Annotated in this window: 17 protein-coding genes and 1 tRNA gene; 6 read left to right on the plus strand and 12 right to left on the minus strand. The window is 69.3% G+C overall.

Annotated elements, in window-relative coordinates:
• Positions 1–59: 59 nt before the first annotated feature.
• Together VV02_RS08195 and VV02_RS08200 are read right to left on the minus strand one after the other, a co-directional pair.
• Entirely contained in the window at positions 60–887 is an 828-nt protein-coding gene (locus VV02_RS08195) for an SDR family oxidoreductase (protein WP_052590926.1), read from the minus strand.
• On the minus strand, positions 884–2,296 hold the full coding sequence (locus VV02_RS08200; RefSeq protein WP_245633023.1) for a flavin-containing monooxygenase: 1,413 nt from the start codon (positions 2,294–2,296) through the stop codon (positions 884–886). Before VV02_RS08200 ends, VV02_RS08195 begins: the two co-directional genes overlap by 4 nt.
• Positions 2,297–2,341: 45 nt before the next feature.
• Here VV02_RS08200 and VV02_RS08205 point away from each other — a divergent pair, with 45 nt between their 5' ends.
• On the plus strand, positions 2,342–2,977 hold the full coding sequence (locus VV02_RS08205) for a TetR/AcrR family transcriptional regulator (protein ID WP_052590927.1): 636 nt from the start codon (positions 2,342–2,344) through the stop codon (positions 2,975–2,977).
• A gap of 8 nt (positions 2,978–2,985) precedes the next feature.
• On the opposite strand, the gene VV02_RS25925 is transcribed toward VV02_RS08205, so the two are convergent.
• Both VV02_RS25925 and VV02_RS08215 read right to left on the minus strand, forming a co-directional pair.
• A complete protein-coding gene (locus VV02_RS25925) occupies positions 2,986–5,457 on the minus strand; it encodes a pyridoxal-phosphate dependent enzyme (protein WP_083450004.1) in 2,472 nt (823 codons plus the stop codon).
• Positions 5,454–5,780, minus strand: coding sequence for a hypothetical protein (locus VV02_RS08215; RefSeq protein ID WP_052590928.1), 327 nt, complete (start codon positions 5,778–5,780; stop codon positions 5,454–5,456). Before VV02_RS08215 ends, VV02_RS25925 begins: the two co-directional genes overlap by 4 nt.
• 119 nt (positions 5,781–5,899) lie before the next feature.
• On the opposite strand from VV02_RS08215, the gene VV02_RS27310 reads away from it, so the two are divergent.
• Positions 5,900–7,108, plus strand: coding sequence for an alpha/beta hydrolase fold domain-containing protein (locus VV02_RS27310; RefSeq protein WP_052590929.1), 1,209 nt, complete (start codon positions 5,900–5,902; stop codon positions 7,106–7,108).
• Between the two features lie 16 nt (positions 7,109–7,124).
• On the opposite strand, the gene VV02_RS08225 is transcribed toward VV02_RS27310, so the two are convergent.
• The 3 genes from VV02_RS08225 to VV02_RS08235 form a co-directional block, all read right to left on the minus strand.
• Positions 7,125–7,934, minus strand: coding sequence for an alpha/beta fold hydrolase (locus tag VV02_RS08225; protein ID WP_218917380.1), 810 nt, complete (start codon positions 7,932–7,934; stop codon positions 7,125–7,127).
• 3 nt (positions 7,935–7,937) lie between these two features.
• Positions 7,938–9,260: a lipase family protein gene (locus VV02_RS08230; RefSeq protein WP_052590930.1), complete on the minus strand. Its 1,323-nt coding sequence runs from the start codon at positions 9,258–9,260 to the stop codon at positions 7,938–7,940.
• A gap of 141 nt (positions 9,261–9,401) precedes the next feature.
• The gene (locus VV02_RS08235; RefSeq protein ID WP_052590931.1) at positions 9,402–10,052 is read right to left on the minus strand and encodes a TetR/AcrR family transcriptional regulator; all 651 of its coding nucleotides are present in this window, start codon (positions 10,050–10,052) and stop codon (positions 9,402–9,404) included.
• 143 nt (positions 10,053–10,195) lie between these two features.
• Between VV02_RS08235 and VV02_RS08240 the strand changes: the two genes are divergently transcribed.
• The gene (locus tag VV02_RS08240; RefSeq protein ID WP_157063331.1) at positions 10,196–10,609 is read left to right on the plus strand and encodes a universal stress protein; all 414 of its coding nucleotides are present in this window, start codon (positions 10,196–10,198) and stop codon (positions 10,607–10,609) included.
• Positions 10,610–10,618: 9 nt separating this feature from the next.
• Here the strand turns inward: VV02_RS08240 and VV02_RS08245 are convergent, their stop codons facing one another.
• The 3 genes from VV02_RS08245 to VV02_RS26370 are packed head-to-tail and all read right to left on the minus strand — an operon-like array spanning position 10,619 to position 12,569.
• Positions 10,619–11,269, minus strand: coding sequence for a response regulator transcription factor (locus VV02_RS08245; protein ID WP_052590933.1), 651 nt, complete (start codon positions 11,267–11,269; stop codon positions 10,619–10,621).
• A complete protein-coding gene (locus VV02_RS08250) occupies positions 11,266–12,432 on the minus strand; it encodes a sensor histidine kinase (RefSeq protein ID WP_052590934.1) in 1,167 nt (388 codons plus the stop codon). Before VV02_RS08250 ends, VV02_RS08245 begins: the two co-directional genes overlap by 4 nt.
• Positions 12,429–12,569 (minus strand): hypothetical protein, encoded by a 141-nt coding sequence (locus VV02_RS26370; RefSeq protein WP_157063332.1) that lies wholly within the window; start codon positions 12,567–12,569, stop codon positions 12,429–12,431. Before VV02_RS26370 ends, VV02_RS08250 begins: the two co-directional genes overlap by 4 nt.
• A 31-nt stretch (positions 12,570–12,600) precedes the next feature.
• Between VV02_RS26370 and VV02_RS08255 the strand changes: the two genes are divergently transcribed.
• The gene (locus tag VV02_RS08255) at positions 12,601–13,020 is read left to right on the plus strand and encodes a hypothetical protein (RefSeq protein WP_052590935.1); all 420 of its coding nucleotides are present in this window, start codon (positions 12,601–12,603) and stop codon (positions 13,018–13,020) included.
• Here the strand turns inward: VV02_RS08255 and VV02_RS08260 are convergent.
• The gene (locus VV02_RS08260; protein ID WP_169787661.1) at positions 12,980–14,029 is read right to left on the minus strand and encodes a lactonase family protein; all 1,050 of its coding nucleotides are present in this window, start codon (positions 14,027–14,029) and stop codon (positions 12,980–12,982) included. The two genes, VV02_RS08255 and VV02_RS08260, sit on opposite strands and share 41 nt — an antisense overlap.
• Before the next feature lie 60 nt (positions 14,030–14,089).
• Between VV02_RS08260 and VV02_RS08265 the strand changes: the two genes are divergently transcribed.
• Together VV02_RS08265 and VV02_RS08270 are read left to right on the plus strand one after the other, a co-directional pair.
• Entirely contained in the window at positions 14,090–15,568 is a 1,479-nt protein-coding gene (locus tag VV02_RS08265; protein WP_052590937.1) for an arylsulfatase, read from the plus strand.
• Positions 15,569–15,573: 5 nt separating this feature from the next.
• A complete protein-coding gene (locus VV02_RS08270; protein ID WP_052590938.1) occupies positions 15,574–16,554 on the plus strand; it encodes a LacI family DNA-binding transcriptional regulator in 981 nt (326 codons plus the stop codon).
• A 73-nt stretch (positions 16,555–16,627) separates the two neighbouring features.
• On the opposite strand, the gene VV02_RS08275 is transcribed toward VV02_RS08270, so the two are convergent.
• A tRNA-Arg gene (locus VV02_RS08275) sits at positions 16,628–16,700 on the minus strand.
• Positions 16,701–16,837 lie beyond the last annotated feature (137 nt).

The raw sequence follows: 16,837 nt of genomic DNA on the forward strand, positions 1-16,837 counted from the left end.
CGGGTTTCGACTCGACGTCCGCTCGCGCTCCGGTCGGCTCAACCGGCGGGGTTGCTGGCTCAGCCGGTGCGGTTGAGCTTCTTGGCGAGCCGGCGCTGCTGGACCCGCCCCATCTTGTGCACGGCAGGCAGCGCCGCGAGCGCGAACGCCGGCGAGGCCGACCCCACTCGCGCCAGACCACCGCGCCACGACGGAGCACTCGTGATGGGGCGCGGCTTGTCGACCACGCGCTCCACGAGGTCGGCGACCTGGCTCGGCTGCAGCAGCGTTCCGGAGAACGACATGGCGGCCTCGTCCTCCTCGAGCCGGTCGTACAGCATCGGCGTCCACATGCCGTCCGGGCAGATGACGCTGATGTGGATGTCCTTCAGGCCGGCGCGGCGAAGGTCGGCCAGCGTCGAGCCGCTCAGCCCGACCACAGCGTGCTTCGACGCCGCGTAGACCGCCTCGCCCGGCACGGCTGACAGCCCGGCGAGCGAGGCGATGTTGACGATGTGCCCGCGCTTCGTGGGCCGCATCTGCTCCAGGGCCGCACCAACGCCGTGCAGTGTGCCGATGGCATTGACCTCCAGGACCTGCTCCCAGACATCCATCGGGCGGTCCCACATCGGACCGGTGATCAGGATGCCCGCATTGTTGACCCACAGGTCGAGGCGGCCGGCGCGCTCCACGGCTTGCTCTGCTGCCGTGCGGCACCCCTCGTAGTCGCGGACGTCGAGCGCGCTCGCCCACGCTCGCTCGCCGGCGAGATCGACAGTCTCCTTCGCCAGCCTGAGGTCACGGTCGGTGACGTGCACGGCGTACCCGCGCCTGGCCAGCCGCAGCGCGATCTCCCGGCCCAGGCCCTGCCCGGCACCGGTGACGACCGCCCCGCCCAAGGCGCTCACGCGGTCGCCGACGAGCGGTCCGTCGTACGCGCCGCCTGGGCTCTCGCAGCTCCTTGCTTGCGCTCGCGCTGCAGGTCCCAGAGGTAGTGGTCGAAGTCGACCTCCATGGTGTGGCGGGCGGAGGAGTAGAAGCGCTTCTTGTTGGCCTCGTGGTCGTGCACCATCTGCTGGCGGATCTCGGTGTCGGACGGCGGAGCGTACGTGCCGCGCAGCTGCTCGGTGATCCAGACGCTCTGCGCCTCGGCGAGCGGCATGACTGCACCGACCGGCTGGAGCAGGCCGAGGAAGTAGAGGCCGGGCAGGTCGGGGTGGACCGTGCGCTTCCACAGCGGCAGGTCGTTGTCCTTGACCGAGAGCACGTCGGGGTCCAGGAAGGGGAAGGACACGCGGTAGCCGGTGGCCCAGACGATCAGGTCCGCCGGCACGCTGCTGCCGTCCACGAAGACGACTCGATCGCCGTCCAGTCGCTCGATGCCGGGCTTGGGCGTGAGGCGACCGGACTTCAGGGCGCCACGGATGCCTTCGGACTGCACCGGGTGCGACTGTCCGGGCTTGTGCTTGGGCTGGGGCAGGCCGAGCTTGGCGACGTTGCCCGAGGCGAAGGCGCCGACGGCGAGCTTGGCGCTGGTCGCCCACCACGGCAGCCAGGACGGCAGCGCGACCTGGTCGGACGGGCGGCCGAAGAGGAACTTGCGCAGCACCCACTGGCCGCGCCGCTGCGAGATGGTCGCGGTGCGCGCCTTCTCGGTGGCGGCGACAGCAATGTCCATGGCGGAGTTGCCCGCGCCGACCACGACCACGTCGTGGCCCACGAGCTGGTCGCCGTTGCGGTAGTCGTGAGAGTGAATCTGCTTGCCGTTGAACGTTCCTGGGTACGCCGGCTCCGGCCAACGCGCATCCCAGTGGTGGCCGTTGGCGACGAGCACCGCGTCGAAGTCCTCGGTGCGCTGGCCCTCTGGCCCGGTCACCGTCACGAGCCACGTGCCGTCGCCGTTGCGGGTCACGTGATCGACGGACGTCGAGAAGGTGATGCGGTCGCCGAAGCCGAAGTGGTCGACGTACTGCGTGAAGTAGTCGGCGACCTGGTGGTGCTTGGCGTACGCGGGGTAGTCGGCCGGCATGGGGAAGTCGGAGTACGCCATCCGCGGGCAGGAGGTGTTGATCTCCAGGGTCTCGTAACAGGCGGACTGCCCGTTGGGGTTGTCGTAGACCCAGTTGCCGCCGACGACCGTGCCGCGCTCGTAGCACTCGAACGGGATGCCGGCCTCGTGCAGCGCCTTGGCTGCCGCGATACCGCTCGACCCGGCACCGATCACGCAGGCTCGGGGGAGCGAGGGGTCGGGGGCGACCGGCGTCTGCGGTGCGGGTGCCCGATGCTTGTTCTTGACCATGTACGCCACAAGCGACATGGTGACATTGAAAATCTCGCGTTTCAATCGTTTGGAGGAGATTGGGTGGCCCAGACCACATCGCGAGCGGGGCGTCCGTGGCGCGGAGTCGCGCCGCAGGACCGCGACGCACAGCGACGAGCTCGCCTCATCGACGCCGGCCTGGAGGTCTTCGGGACGACCGGCTATCAGGCGAGCACCGTCAGCGGCCTGTGCGCGGCGGCCGGGGTATCGACGCGATCGTTCTACGAGCTGTTCAGCCATCGCAGCGCGCTGCTCGAGGCGGTCTACGTGCAGATCTGCGACGACGTCCAGACACGGATCGTCGGGCTGGGCGCGCCGGGAGACGACGTCAGCGCCTGGATTCGCGCAGCGGTCGAGCAGGTTCTGGGCCCACTCCTGAAGGACGTCCGCACGATCCGGATCATCGAGGTCGAGATGGTCGGGGTCAGCGCGGAGCTGGAGGAGACCCGCCGACGTACGACGAAGTCCATCGCCGAGGCGTTGAGCCTGGTCCAGGTGGCGCTGAGCGGCGAGGGCAGCCTGACGCTGGCGCGGCGTGCGCTGCTCGGGGTCTTCCTCGAGGGCGGGATGTCCGAGGCGCTCGTGGCGTTCGCACGTGACGAGCTGGCAGGACCGGTCACGGCGGAAGACTTCCTCGACGAGCTCAGCACGATCGTGGAGCACCTGCTCGCGGTCTGAGTGGACGTTCAGCCGCCCGGGCTCAGCACCCAGCGCTCGTAGTCGCTGGTCGTGACGTTGCTGCCGCAGATGATGGTGGCCACCCGACGGCCGGCGAACCGTTCGCGGTCCTCGAGGATGGTGGCCAGACCGAGCGCGGCTGAGGGCTCGACGACGAGGCCAGCGTGCTCGTACAGCATCCGCATGCCGGTCTTGATGCTCTGCTCGCTGACGAGCGCGACGTCATCGACCACCACGAGGAGGTCTTCGAGCACCTCAGGGATGGGGCAACGTCCTGCGACCCCATCGGCGATGGTGTCGATCGTGTCGGTCTCCACGACCCGCCTCTGTCGCCAGGACAGCGCCATGGCCGGCGCCCCCTCGGGCTGGACAGCGATCACCCCGACGTCGGGCGCGAGGGACTTCAGGACGTGTCCGACGCCGCTGGCCAGCGCACCGCCGCCGAGCGCGATCAGGACCGAGTCGAGCTCCGATCCGCTGTCCAGCAGCTCGAGGCCGATCGTCCCTGCGCCTTCGCAGGTCCCGAGGTCCTCGCTGTCCTCGACGAGATGCGCGTCGTCCTCCTGAGCAATCGTGCGCGCGACCACACGGGCGTCCTCGATGTCATCGCCCACGAGCCGAACGGTCGCGCCGAGAGCCCGGATGCGTTCAATCTTCAGGGGATTCGCGGTCCGCGCCGCGACCACCGTGACCGGGATGCCTCGCCGCGCACCGCTGTACGCCAGCGCCTGGCCGAGGTTGCCCGCGCTCGCGCAGACGACGGCGGGCCGACCTTCGTGCTCGGCCAACCGTGACAGGACGGTCTCCGTACCGCGGCCCTTGAAGCAGCGCACCGGATTGAGCGTCTCGATCTTGAGGGAGATCGAGCAGCCGAGCTCTTCGCCCAACGAGATGCAGTCGTACAGAGGAGAGTCGAGGAACACCGGATCGATCGCCGTCCGTGCTCGACGGATGCGGTCGAGATCAAGGCGCACCATGAGCGCCGATCGTAGGTCCCGCGCCTTATGCTGCCACCGCCCGGTCGCGGCGCAGCCAGAGCACGACCAGCATGATGGCGAGGCCGACCAGCGCGGCGACGTGGAAACCAGCGGTGAACGCCTCGCGGACGTGGTGCAGCAGCGCATCGTTGCTGCCGGCCTGCCGCAATCCGTCGACCCACGTCCCGTCGGCGTGGCCCGTGCTGGATCGGCGCGATAGGCGATGCTGCCGATGGTGCCCAGGACGACCAGGCCCATGGCGATACCGATCTCGTTCGCCGTCTGAGCCAGCGACGCAGCCGAGCCGGCGCGCTCCGCCGGCGCGCGCGAGATGACCGCGTTCATCAGGTACGGGAAGACCGCGCCGATCCCGGCGGTGGTGAGCAGGCTGGCGGCGGCGAAGACGGGCAGACCTCCGCGTCCCGTGGGCAGGACTATGTACAGCGCGAATCCCACGGTGAGCACCAGCAACGACACCAGAGCGACGCGGTCGGGGCGCAGCCGCTGGCCGAGCCACGGACCCAGGTTCGTCGCGACGATCATGGCCACCATCTGAGGCAGCATCCACAGGGCTGCGTGGAACGGCGAGAGGCCTTGCACGGCCTGCAGGTAGTACGCGACGAACAGCGACGTCCCGCCCATCAGCAGCGCGGTGAGGAAGAGCACGGTGAGGGTGCGCGCGACGCCCGGCGCTCGCAGCAGGCCCAGGTCGAGGAGCGGATCGACGAGCCGGCCCTGTCGGCGTACGAACCCGACGCCGGCGCCAAGACCGACGACAGCCGCGCCCATCGCGAGCGGCGTCCAGCCGTTGTTGACGACGGCCTTCAGGGCGTAGACCACGAGCAGGATCGAGCCGAGACACAGTGCGGCGCTCGCGAGGTCGGGACGAGCGGAGCCGGGCGACCGGTACTCCGGCAGCAGGCGGGGTGCGCCCAGCACCGTCACGACCATGACCGGTACGCCGATCAGGAACACCGAGCCCCACCACCAGTGCTCGATCATGATCCCGCCGAGCAGCGGTGCGGCGGCCATACCGGTGAGGAAGCACGTCATGTACGCGCCCAGGGCGGACACGCTCTGCTTCGGGTCCGGAAAGATCTGTCCGATGAGGGCCATCGAGGCCGGCATGATCGCTGCGCCGGCGACGCCCATCACGGCTCGGGTGGCGATGATCATCCACGGCTCGCTGGAGAACGCGGCGAGCGCTGAGGCGCACGCGAACACCGCGGCGCACCAGACGATCAGGCGGCGTCTGCCGATCCGGTCGCCCAGCGCGCCCATCGCGATCATCGTCCCGCCGACCATGAGGCCGTAGATGTCGTTCATCCAGAGCAGCTCGTTCGGCGAGGGATGCAGATCGGCGCTCATCCGGGGCAGCGCGACGGACAGCACACTGATGTCGATGGCGATCAGCAGGGAGGGCAGTGCGAGCAGGGCCAGCGCGAGGCGCGGCCGTCGGTGCGGGGTTGCCGGAGTGGCGGGGGTGGTCTCGGTCGTGGTCACGACGGGTCTCCTTGGTGAGTGCGGTTGAAGATCAGGCGGGTGACGTCGGCGCCGTCGATGAGGGTGACCGCGCCCTCGGTGGCACCGAGCTCGGTCGCGTGCGCCCCGGCCCAGCGCGCGACGTCCAAGGCGTCGTTACCGGTCGCGGTCGGCGGCAGGGCGAGGACGACGCGCTGAGCTCGCTGGCACAGCAGCCGCGCCGCGCTCGGGTCGAGCAGCGCCACGAGGATCCGCTGTGCGCCTCGGGTGGCTCCGGGCCAGAACACGCGCGTCGTGATCCGGCCGTGTCGGACGCGGAGTCGGAGCGTTGCTGTGGTGGTCATGGATCGATGCTCTGGGAGGTTCGGCAACAACGGAATGACCGGTTCTGCATGGCCTGCTGTCAGCGGATGCATAACCATCTGCGGGGCCGCCTGCCGTCATCGGTGTGAGACTGATCGGCATGGGCGATGCCACCGTGCTGGCCATTCAGCCGGCACCTGATGCGATCGAGCTGCGACACCTGCGGGCCTTCGTGGCCGTTGCCGAGGAGCTGAACTTCAGCCGTGCCGCGGCCCGTCTCTATGTCAGCCAACCGGCCCTGAGCCGGCAGATCAGCGCGCTGGAGCGGCTCGTCGGCTGCGCGCTGCTGCGCCGGTCGACCCACGGGGTGGAGCTGACGCTGGCCGGCGACGCGCTGCTGAGCCGCGCCGGTCGACTGATCAGCGACCTCGATCACGCCGTCGCCGCGACGCGCTCCGTCGGCGGTGAGCTGGCCGAGCAGCTGACTCGGCTCTGGGCGACGTTCGTCGACGTCAACGCCACCGACGGCAACATCCGCGGTGTGCGCGCCGCGGTCGAGGAGCTGCACGCGAAGTTCCCGCCACCGAGCGAGGTGCAGATCGCGCCGACCACCGTGGGCGGCGTACCTGCGCTGCGGTCCATCCCGCCGGATGGGACCGGGGCGCCGATGCTGTTCCTGCACGGCGGCGGTCACATCGCCGGATCGGCGTACGGCTACCGGCATCTCGCGGGGGCCCTTGCGATGGTGGCCCGTCGGCCCGTGCTCACCCCCGACTTCCGGCTCGCGCCGGAGCACCCCTTCCCGGCGGCCCTCGACGACGCCACGAACGCGTACCTCGCGTTGCTCGACGACGAGGCCGTCGACACCGACGACCTCGTGGTGGCCGGTGACTCCTCCGGGGGTGGTCTGCTGATGAGCCTGCTGCTCGCCCTGCGCGGCAGCGGGCGCCCGCTACCGCAGCGCGCGTTGCTCATGTGTCCCTGGCTGGATCTGACAGGTGCCGGCCAGGAGCATCAGGCGACGGACGCTCCGCCCATCGTGACGCCCGAGCAGGTCGCGTGGCTGGCCGGGATGTACGCCGCCGGTCGCCCTGACGATCCGCTGCTCAGTCCGTTGACCGCGGACCTGTCGGGCCTGCCGCCGCTGCTCGTCCAGGGCGGCACCGGCGACAACTTGGTGCACGACGCCAAGCTCTTGGTCCAACGCGCGGTCGAGGCCGGAGTCGATGCCTCACTGGACCTCTACCCGGTGCCGACCCACGACTTCCATCTGTTCTGGACGTTCCTGCCGGAGGCCGTGGACGCCCTGCAGCGAGCGGGCGAGTTCCTCGGTGCAGATGCGGGCCGGGCCCGAGCAGACGCCGGCTGACGGTGTCGCGTGCGCCTCACGCGAGGAAGGCGGCGAGCAGCTCTCCCGTGAGCGCTGGGCTCTCGAGCATCGGCGTGTGGCCGATGCCGGGCAACAGCTCGAGCCGAGCCCCCGCGATGGTCCGGTAGTCCTCGGCCGCACTTGAGCGCCAGCGACGGTCATCCACACCGAAGATGACCAGCGTCGGGACATCGAGATCTGCCAGACGCAACGGGACACTGCGCTCGCCGACGTAGGCGAGCCCCGCCTTCGGTGTCTGTGAAAACGCTTGGTACGTCATCGCTTTCACGTCCGCAACGATCTGATCGGAGAGATCGATGTCGCCGGAGACCGCCCCGGTCAAGCCCTCGCGGATGCTGCTGTCCGACCGCAGGCGCCAGGCCAGCGGTCCGATGCCACGGAGTGCCACCAGCCGGCTCGCACGACCCTGTGCTCGGAAGGCGTCGGGGTGCGGTCCGGTGTCGATGAGAGCGAGGCGGGTGACGAGGTCGGGCCGCTGCTCGGCGAGCGCCGTCGCCACCTGCCCACCGGTGGAGTGGCCGACGACGGCACAGGTCTCGACGCCGAGCGCGTCCGCGACCGCAGCAATACGCCGTGCTTGATCAGCGATGCCGTAGCCGGTGGTCGAGCTGGTCGACCGGCCGTGCCCGAGCAGATCGACCCGGACCACGCGACGGTCAGCCGCGAGCGCTGGGACGAGAGGTTCCCACCAGAGGGTCGAGCCGGCGTACCCATGGATCAGGACGACGACAGAGGCGTCCGACGGCCCGTCCTCGACGACGTACATCTCGCCGCCGTCGACCGGGACGTGCTGGCCGGTCGGCATCGGTCAGGAACGGCCGGGGATCAGTCCGCGGCCGGTGAACACGCGCCCGCAGACCTCGAGCATGCGTAGACCCGAGCGCAGGTGGCTGACCGAGCTCAGCACGGTGCGTACGGTGCTCGTCGAGGGCGCCGGCAGCGGCAGCCCCTCGAACCGGTCGCCCAGCCAGCCGAGGACCGTCGGGCCGGAGAAGATGTGCAGCGTGAAGTGCTCGCTCAGCCCATCGCGCAGGTAGGTGACCTGAGCACCTCGGCGCACGAATCCCTCGACCATCTGGTCGATTCCGGCGACCGGGACGATCTGGTCGCGGACCGCTTGGAGGATGAGCAGCGGCATCGCCGGTGTGCCCATGCCGGGCCGGATGTCGGCGAAGATCTCTTGCATCTCGGGCAGATCAAGGAACGCCTCGACGGGGATGTCGAGGTGCTTGCCGAAGTCGGTGAACGCGAGCTTGGTGACTGCCTGAGCCGTCGACATCTCGGTGGCGCGGTCGATGAGCTCGCGACCTTCGTCGTTGACGTGGGTGTCGACGATCGCTCGCATCGACGGATAGATCCGCACCAGGCTCGCGATCACCAGGCCCGCGAGACCGGCGAACATGTGGCCGTTCGCGCGTCGGAACACGCCCTCCGGGTCACCCACGGGTGAGCCCAGGACGGCGCCGGCGATGTTGAGCTCGGGCGCGTAGTCGTCGGCCATCTCGGCCGCCCACGACGTGCCCCAACCACCACCGGAGTAGCCCCAGAGCGCGACGGGAGACTGCTCCGTCAAGCCGAAGTCGTTGTGCTGCAACGCTGCTCGGATGCCGTCGAGCGCGCAGCTGCCGGACTCGCGGGGGGCACCCCAGTCGCCGTGCTGCCCCTCGTGGTCGGGGACGGAGACCGCCCAACCCTTGGCGAGCGCGTTGGCGATCAGCAAAAGCTCGAGCTGGACGACCTCGCCGGTGATCGGCGCGCCACGTTGCAGTGTGTACGAGGGGAAGGCCTCGCGGGCGAGCGCGTCGATGGCGCACTGGTAGGAGACCAGCGGGCGGTCCTGCTGCGGCTCGGCGCCGTCGGCGAGGAGCACGGTCGTGACCGTCGTGGTGGGCGCCCGGTGCATGTCCTCGGTGCGGTAGAGCAGCTGGACGGCCTTGGCTCGCAGCGGCACCAGGCCGAGGAAGGCGATGCCCACGTCACGGCTGCGCAAGATGCTGCCGTGGGGCGCCGCCTGCCAGCCGAGAGGGGCGTCGTAGAAGGGATCGTTCTCGGGTTCGGCGGGCCGTCCGGGCTCACGCTCCCAGTGCTCGACCGGGGCGGTCCACGTCGACTCGATGGCCGCACTGCCCATGTTCGCGCTCCCTTGCACGTCGCAGGCATCGTTACCTACGGCTTAGTAACCTAACCGCTCGATGCCTTCGGGGGTACAACCCTCGGATGTCAGATGTCCTTTCGTGATGTCGGACCGGACAGCGGCGCCCGCGGTTCCGCCTCAACCTGCATCTCTGGTCTGGTCACGACTGAGGCCAGGCATCGGCGGGGCGTGGTGGGGCAGGGGAGTGCTGGCGGCCGACGGTCGCAGTCCATCGCTGATGACCTGGAGGTAGCGCTCCCACAGGTCGGGGTCCTCGGTGTCGCCGAGGCCGGGCAGGGGCGCCCGGACTGCCGCCACGATCAGGGGCGGCAGGTCGGTCGCCGCGATGTCCGTACGCAGGACGCCGGCTGCGTGGGCGCGCGCCACGATGCCCTCGAGCAGCTCCAGGGCCCGCACCTGTAGTGCGTCGTTGTCCGGCAGCTCGACGACGTGCTCGGCGATGAGCAGCTCGGTCACGGCCCGGTCCGCTGCGACCACCGACCCGAACTCGTGCAGCGCCGTACGAAGGGCTACCTCGGGATCCTCGATGTCGGCGGCGGCCTCGATAGCCTCGATCACCGTCTGGATGCGGTCTGCGAGCACCGCGGTCAGCAACCTGGTGCGATCCGGGAAGTGCCGGTACAGCGTGCCCGAGCCCACGCCAGCAGTGCGCGCGATCTCGTCCATGCTGACGGCCGTGCCCCGCTGCGCGAGCAGTGTGCGCGTCGCGACGAGCAGGCGGTCGCGGTTGCGTCGCGCGTCCGCCCGCAGTGGCTGCTCGGAGGCCATGGAACGAGGTTAACAAGTGAAGCGGCGAGGCCGTCTCCAATCGGGGACCGTGTCCCCGTTTGCTGCTAACCTGGACATTGCCGGCGATCGGCGAGGTCAGCCTCGCCGCGCGCCGGACCAGGCGACCGGCAATGGAGGCGGCGATGGATCGGATTGTGGTGGGCATCCTGGGGGACGAGAGCCCCGCCGACCTCCACGCCCTGATCCGCGCACGGGAGATCGCCCTCTCGTCGGGCGCCGGCGTCACGGTGCTGCGGCTGCGGATGATGCCGGGCTGGGCCCTCTTGCTGTCATCGGCCTGGCCCATGGCGTGCGCCGCGACGAGCACCAACGAGAACCAGGCCGTGACCCGCGCGTACCACCTCGCACGGCAGCAGCTCGACGGCAAGGGCATCCGCTGGGAGACGAAGTTCGCCTCGCCGGTCAACGTGCGCGGCCTCATCAGGTATGCGACGTCGGTGGGCGCCGACCTGATCGTGCAGCCCGGCACGACCGAGCTGCCCTCTCGCCGCGACCACTCGAACGACCCCCGGCCGCCGGTTCTCGAAGTGCTCTGAGCGGGCTGGTCAGGCGAGGCCGTTGCGGAACGCGTAGCTGACGGCCTGGGCTCGATGGGTCACACCCAGCTTCGCGAAGACCCGGTTGACGTGCGTCTTGACGGTTCCTTCGCTGATGACCAGACGTTCGGCGATCTCAGGGTTGGCCAGGCCCTCGGCGATCAGGCGCAGCACCTCGCTCTCGCGCGTCGTCAGAGGCTCGATGAGTACGTCGGGCGTGCCGGCCGCCGGCATCTTCGCCACGGCGTCGATGAGATGGCGCTGCACGGCGAGGTCGAGGGTCGGCTGATCGTCGATCGCGCGGCGCAGTGCTTCCAGGATCTGTACGCCGCCCGCGTCCTTGGTCAGATAGCCGACCGCTCCCGCACGCAGTGCGTCCAGGACGGACCGGTCGTCGGAGTAGGTCGTGAGGATGACCACGGGCAGGCCCGGCCAGCGTTCGGCGATCGCGCGCGTCGCCTCGACGCCGTCGCAGCGCGGCATCCGCAGGTCCATCAGCACCACCTCCGGCGCGTGCCTCTCAACCAGCTCGAGCGCCTCGACACCGTCGGCCGCTTCCGCGACGACCTCGACCTCGAGCAGCTCCAGAACCATGCGCAATCCCTCGCGGACGACACGTTGGTCGTCCGCGAGCAGGACCCGAATCTGCTTGTCGCTCATACGTTCTCCGTCGTCGGCAGCTCGAGGGCGACCCGGAAGCCGACCGCCGTCGTACCCGCGCTCAGCGTGCCGCCGATCAGCTCGGCGCGCTCACGCATGCCGGACAACCCGTATCCGCCGCCCGTGTTGTCCGGTCGCTGGGGGCGACGGCTGGAGACGTCCTCGACCACCAGGCGTACGACCGCGACCGCATAGGTGAAGGTCATGTCGACGCGCTCGGCGGCCGCGTGCTTCGCGACATTGGTGAGGGCCTCCTGGGCGACGCGGTAGATCGCGAGCCGAGCCCCGGGCGGTAACGACCGCGGCTCGCCCGTCGTCGTGAAGGCGCACGAGATCCCGTGCGTGTCGCTGAATCGCGTTGCCAGCGTTGACAACTCGTCCGGGCCGGGCATGACTTCGTCGCGCAGAAGGCCGATGGCGTGACGCGCTTCCTCGAGACCGCCGCGCGCCATGGTCTGGGCGCGCTCGACCGCGGCGACGATGCGAGGGTCGGTGTCCTGGCGCTCGGCGAGGAGGCGCGCACCCTCGAGCTGGAGGGTCAGGCCGGACAGGGAGTGGGCGAGGATGTCGTGCATCTCGCGGGCGAGGCGACTGCGCTCGGCCAGCTCGGCGGCGCGTACGTCATCGTCCCGTCGGTCCTCGAGCTCACGGATCAGCTGTGCCGTCCGCTCGTTGGCAGCGGTGAGCTGACCCGCGAGGACGAGCACGCCGAAGAACGACACGATCGTCAGTACGGTCAGCAGTACCGCGCTGAGTGAGCCGTCCCAGGAGCCGGCGGCGATCGCGATCGCGACCACGCCGATCAGGACGACGGACACGACCAGGCGTTGCCGCAGCAGCAGGATGAGGAACGAGACGCCGAAGAAGACGCCTGCGACGCTGGCGCCCTCCGGCTGAAGCCACATCAGCACGAACGCGGTCGCGATGACCGCGACCACCAGGCCCCACTCCAACGGATCCCGCCGCGGCGCACGGAGCACGACACCGAGCCCGCTGAGCACGAACGTCAGCAGGACCAGGAGCACCGCCGGTGAAGAGGTCGGGGACGGCTCGGCCGTGAAGCTCACGCTGGTGACGATGCCGATGACGACCAGCGGCACGACGCGCAGCATCCGCGTGAGCTGCTGCGAGGGCCGGCCCTGCTCCGTCACATCGAGGGTCACTTCTCGACGGTAATCCTGACCGGCGCGTACAGCGTCCACCCAGGGGTACAGATCGTGCTCGGTCCCTGGGCCATGCCAAGTCCCACCTGTGCGGCGATGTGGGCGAGGGCGTACGCCGGAGACGCTGGGCTGGTCATGTTCGACCTAGCTCTCGAGAAAGCAGGAGCGATGTCTGTTCCCATCTTCTGGTCCATCAGGATCTTCATCAGCGTGTTCGCCGCCGTGAGCGCAGCGACGCTGGTCGTTGCGTACGTCCTGCGCGACCACGCGGACGAGGTCACCTCGACCGTGTGGATCCGTGGGTCCTTGGTGCTGCTCAGCAGCCTGGCCCTGCTGTGGTTCGCCTCACGCGCGGCGGCGGGTCATGAGCGGTCGTTCGTACGCCTGCGTCTCATCTCGGTGGTCGTGCTCGTCGCGCTCGTGGTCATGGCCGCGCTGCCCGGCGTGCTGCCGACCTGGATGCGGGTCGAGCACGTCATCGGCGCCGCGCTGATGCTCGCCGTCGTCATCCGCGTTGCTGAGGTCCAGCGCCGCGGGGGAGTCGTGGCTAAGCGACCGGCCTCGGCACCACGCACGCAGGGGACGTGATGTCGGTCGGCACTCCCTGGCTCGGCACGCCGCGTTCCGACAGGCGATGCGCCTGGACCTGGTTGCCGTAGAGCCCGGCCACGACCATGAGGTCGTCCGCGACAGAGAAGTGCCGAGGATGTGCCGCCGTCGGGACCTCGGCGAGCATCGCGAGCTCGTCTGACGAGGTGTCGAAGACCGTCACCGTGTCTGGGCCGCGGTTCGAGACGTACGCCAGCCGGCGCGCCTCGTCGATGTGCAGGTGGGCCACGTCGTTGGGTCCCGGACGGTCTGAGGCAGGACGCTGCTCGACCACGCGGAACTCGCCGGGGTGTTCCTCGTGCAGGCGCAAGAGCATCCCGGACAGCTCACCCACCACCCAAGCCTCAGCAGTGTCGATCGCGCGCACGAGCTGTCGCGGTCCGGTCCCGGCGGGGAGGGGCGAGATGGCGACCGGCTCGAGCCGTCCGCCTGCCAGCCGGTAGGTGCTGATCTCGTCGCCGCCCAGGTCGACGACACTGATCAGCTCTGAGTCGACGTGCGGTACGACGTGGTGGGCGTGGCTGGAGGTCTGTCGGGGATGGGGGCCAGAGCTCTCGAGCTGAAGTGTCTGAACGAGCTCCTGGGCCACGCCGTTCTCGTCGAGTTCAATGAGGCCGACAGCGCCGTCGCGATAGTTCGCCACCACCAGGTGGACGCCGTCCGGGGTCAGCGCCAGATGGCACGGCCCGGAGCCGCCGCTTGCGACAGACCCGAGCGTCCTCAGCCGAGGACCGTTGTCCTCGTCGCGCGCCTCGAGCGTCGCCACCTGCCCCTCGTCGCCCTCGCAGGCGACGTACAGCCGTTGACCGTCGGGTGACCAGGAGACCCAGCTGGGTGCCAGCAACGACGTGGAGGCGACAGCCGCGCCGAGGCGGCCCTCGGTGTCGAGGGTGTGCAGGGAGACCGTGCCTTGGCCGTCGGGTTGTGGAGTGCTCCCCACGGCCAGTGGTCGAGAGGACGCGGCGTCGGATGCAAGGGATTCAGACACAGCACTCAGAGTACTTGCTAGTTTGTAACCACTAAACGTTTAATCATCAGTAGGAGCGAAGTGACTCAGCCGAACGTCGTCCTGATCTGCGTCGATGAGTGGCGCGGCGACTGTCTCTCCGCGGCTGGACATCCAGCCGTACAGACGCCGTACCTCGATGACCTGGCAGCGGGCGGCACCCTGTTCAGTCGGGCGTACTCCGCCACCCCGACGTGCGTGCCTGCACGGGTCGCGCTGTTCACGGGGCAGTCGCAGGAGGTGCATGGGCGGGTGGGCTACACCGAGGGTGTGCCGTTCGAGCAGGCGCATCCGGTGACCGTGCAGGGTGAGTTCCGCAAGGCCGGCTACCAGACCCAGGCGATCGGCAAGATGCATGTGTGGCCCGAGCGGTCGCGTACCGGCTTCGACGACGTACGCCTGCACGACGGCTTCCTCCACCAGGCCCGCTCGAGCCACCGGCGACAGTTCGAGTTCTTCGACGACTACATCCCGTGGCTGCGCCGCCAGCCCGGCTCGTCTCCGACCGCCGACTACTTCGATCACGGCGTGAACTGCAACTCGGTGGTCGCCCGCCCCTGGGACAAGCCGGAGCAGCTGCACCCGACGAGCTGGATCGGGACGGAGGCCACCGAGTTCCTCTATCGGCGCGACCCGACGAAGCCCTTCTTCCTCTACCTGTCCTTCCACCGACCGCACCCGCCGTACGACCCGCCGGCCTGGGCGTTCGACATGTATATGGACCTACCGCCGTACGAGCCGGTGGTCGGCGACTGGGAGCAGCACTACGACGCGCATCGCCGCGACGGGGCGCACGACGCGTTCGTCGGGCACCTCGACCCGAGGGTCGTTCATCGGGCACGCGCCGGCTACTACGGGCTCATGACCCAGATCGATCACCAGGTCAACCGCTTCCGCGAGACGCTGTACGACTTCGGCCTGGCGGACAACACGGTCGTCGCCTTCACCTCCGATCACGGCGAGATGATGGGCGACCACCACATGTTCCGTAAGGGATTCGGCTATGAGGGCTCCGCGAACGTGCCGTTGATCATCGGTGGCGACACCGGTCGCGCGGCGCACGCCGACCGGGTGGTCGACGAGGTCGTCGAGCTGCGCGACATCATGCCGACCCTGCTCGACCTCGCCGGGATCCCGATCCCGCCGGAGTGCGACGGCCGCAGCCTCAAGCCGTTCCTCGACGGTGAGACGGTCACCGACTGGCGCCCCTACCTGCACGGCGAGCACGTCCTGCTCGGACAGTCGCTGCAGTGGGTGACCGACGGCAAGATCAAGTACTGCTGGGCCTCCGCGGAAGGCACCGAGGAGCTGTTCGACCTGGTTGCCGACCCAGAGGAGCGGCACAACCTCGCGACCTCCGCCGATCATCAAGACCTGCTGCACACCTGGCGCGGCCGACTGATCGAGAGTCTCGATGGTCGTGAGGAGGGCTACGTCCAGGGTGGGGATCTGGTGGCTGGCTGCACCCCGGTCAGCATCCTGCGGCACACCCGCGAGCGGATCGCGGCCGAGGCGAGCTGAGCGGGATGACCTCACCACCCACGATTCGTACGGTCGCGGAGCACGCCGGCGTCTCGGTGGCCACCGTTTCGCAGGTCTTGAGCGGCCGGGCCGGCGCGACCATCCGAGTCGGCGAGCAGACCCGAGAGCGAGTGCTCGCATCGGTCGAGAAGCTGGGTTACGTCCCGAACCAGGCGGCCCGCGGGATGCGGCGAGGGCGTACCGACCAGGTCTGCCTGGTGCTGCACCAGCTGGACACGCCCTGGTCGCGCGCCATGACCCAAGCCGTCGCGGACGCCGTGAGCCCGCACGGCTACAGCACGGTGATCCTCGCCGATGGTGACTGGGAGCGCTATCTCATGCGGCAGGGCGCTGACGCTGCGTTCATCGACGCGGTGGGGCCTGGCGATGCCGATCGGCTGCGTACGCTCGCCGCCCGCGGGGTCTCGATCGTCGCCTACGGCAACGGGATTCGGCCCGAAGGCTTCGACGTCGTACGGACCGAGGGGCGGGCGGCGTGCGAGGAGGCTGTCGCGATGCTGGCGAGCCGGCACGCCCGGATCGCACTACTGCGCAACGGAGGGTCGGCCTCGCTTCGGACGGTGGCGTTCCGGCACACGATGAGGAAGCACGGGCTCACGGTCGACCGCGACCTGGTGCGCGTGACCCACTCGTCCCGAGACATCGCCTATCGGGAGGCGATCAGCCTGCTGCAGATGGCCGATCGTCCGACCGCGATCTTCGCCACCTCCGACCTCGCCGCGATGAGCGCGCTCGCTGCGGCGCACCGCCTCGGCGTCCGGGTGCCGGACGACCTCGAGATCATCGGCGTCGGCAACAGCCCTGAAGGCGAGGCGGCCGACCCGCCACTGACCAGCGTCGGCGCGGACGCGATCTTCACGGACATCGCCCAGATGCTGCTCGAACGGCTCCAGAGCCGGTCCCCGATCACGGGCCGGACGCTGACCTCGACGTGGACCGTCCACCGACGCGGTACGACCCGATAGTTCTTGCCGATCCTTCGCACTACCTCATTTGTGGAAGGTGCGGAAGGAAAGTAAAAGACATACAGAGATGTTGTGCCCTCGGGCAGATTCGAACTGCCGACACCCGCTTTAGGAGAGCGGTGCTCTATCCCCTGAGCTACGAGGGCGGACCGGCGTCTGCCGGACCAGTCGGCAAGCCTACGTGATGCGAGCCGACGTGTCTGACCGCCTCGGGGCGGACTGAACGACCTTGTGAACAAGAACGTGCAATTTCGTGAAACTTTCATAGCCAGGGAGGGCGGAA

The sequence above is a fragment of the Luteipulveratus mongoliensis genome (genome assembly GCF_001190945.1).
Classification (GTDB): Bacteria; Actinomycetota; Actinomycetes; order Actinomycetales; family Dermatophilaceae; genus Luteipulveratus; species Luteipulveratus mongoliensis.

Bases quoted from the DNA above. Each gene is read 5' to 3' on its own strand.
- VV02_RS08200 (WP_245633023.1), bottom strand. From the start codon at position 2,296: ATGTCGCTTGTGGCGTACATGGTCAAGAACAAGCATCGGGCACCCGCA.
- VV02_RS08215 (WP_052590928.1), bottom strand. From the start codon at position 5,780: ATGACCACCACAGCAACGCTCCGACTCCGCGTCCGACACGGCCGGATC.
- VV02_RS27310 (WP_052590929.1), top strand. From the start codon at position 5,900: ATGGGCGATGCCACCGTGCTGGCCATTCAGCCGGCACCTGATGCGATC.
- VV02_RS08225 (WP_218917380.1), bottom strand. From the start codon at position 7,934: ATGCCGACCGGCCAGCACGTCCCGGTCGACGGCGGCGAGATGTACGTC.
- VV02_RS08230 (WP_052590930.1), bottom strand. From the start codon at position 9,260: ATGGGCAGTGCGGCCATCGAGTCGACGTGGACCGCCCCGGTCGAGCAC.
- VV02_RS08235 (WP_052590931.1), bottom strand. From the start codon at position 10,052: ATGGCCTCCGAGCAGCCACTGCGGGCGGACGCGCGACGCAACCGCGAC.
- VV02_RS08240 (WP_157063331.1), top strand. From the start codon at position 10,196: ATGGATCGGATTGTGGTGGGCATCCTGGGGGACGAGAGCCCCGCCGAC.
- VV02_RS08245 (WP_052590933.1), bottom strand. From the start codon at position 11,269: ATGAGCGACAAGCAGATTCGGGTCCTGCTCGCGGACGACCAACGTGTC.
- VV02_RS26370 (WP_157063332.1), bottom strand. From the start codon at position 12,569: ATGACCAGCCCAGCGTCTCCGGCGTACGCCCTCGCCCACATCGCCGCA.
- VV02_RS08255 (WP_052590935.1), top strand. From the start codon at position 12,601: ATGTCTGTTCCCATCTTCTGGTCCATCAGGATCTTCATCAGCGTGTTC.
- VV02_RS08270 (WP_052590938.1), top strand. From the start codon at position 15,574: ATGACCTCACCACCCACGATTCGTACGGTCGCGGAGCACGCCGGCGTC.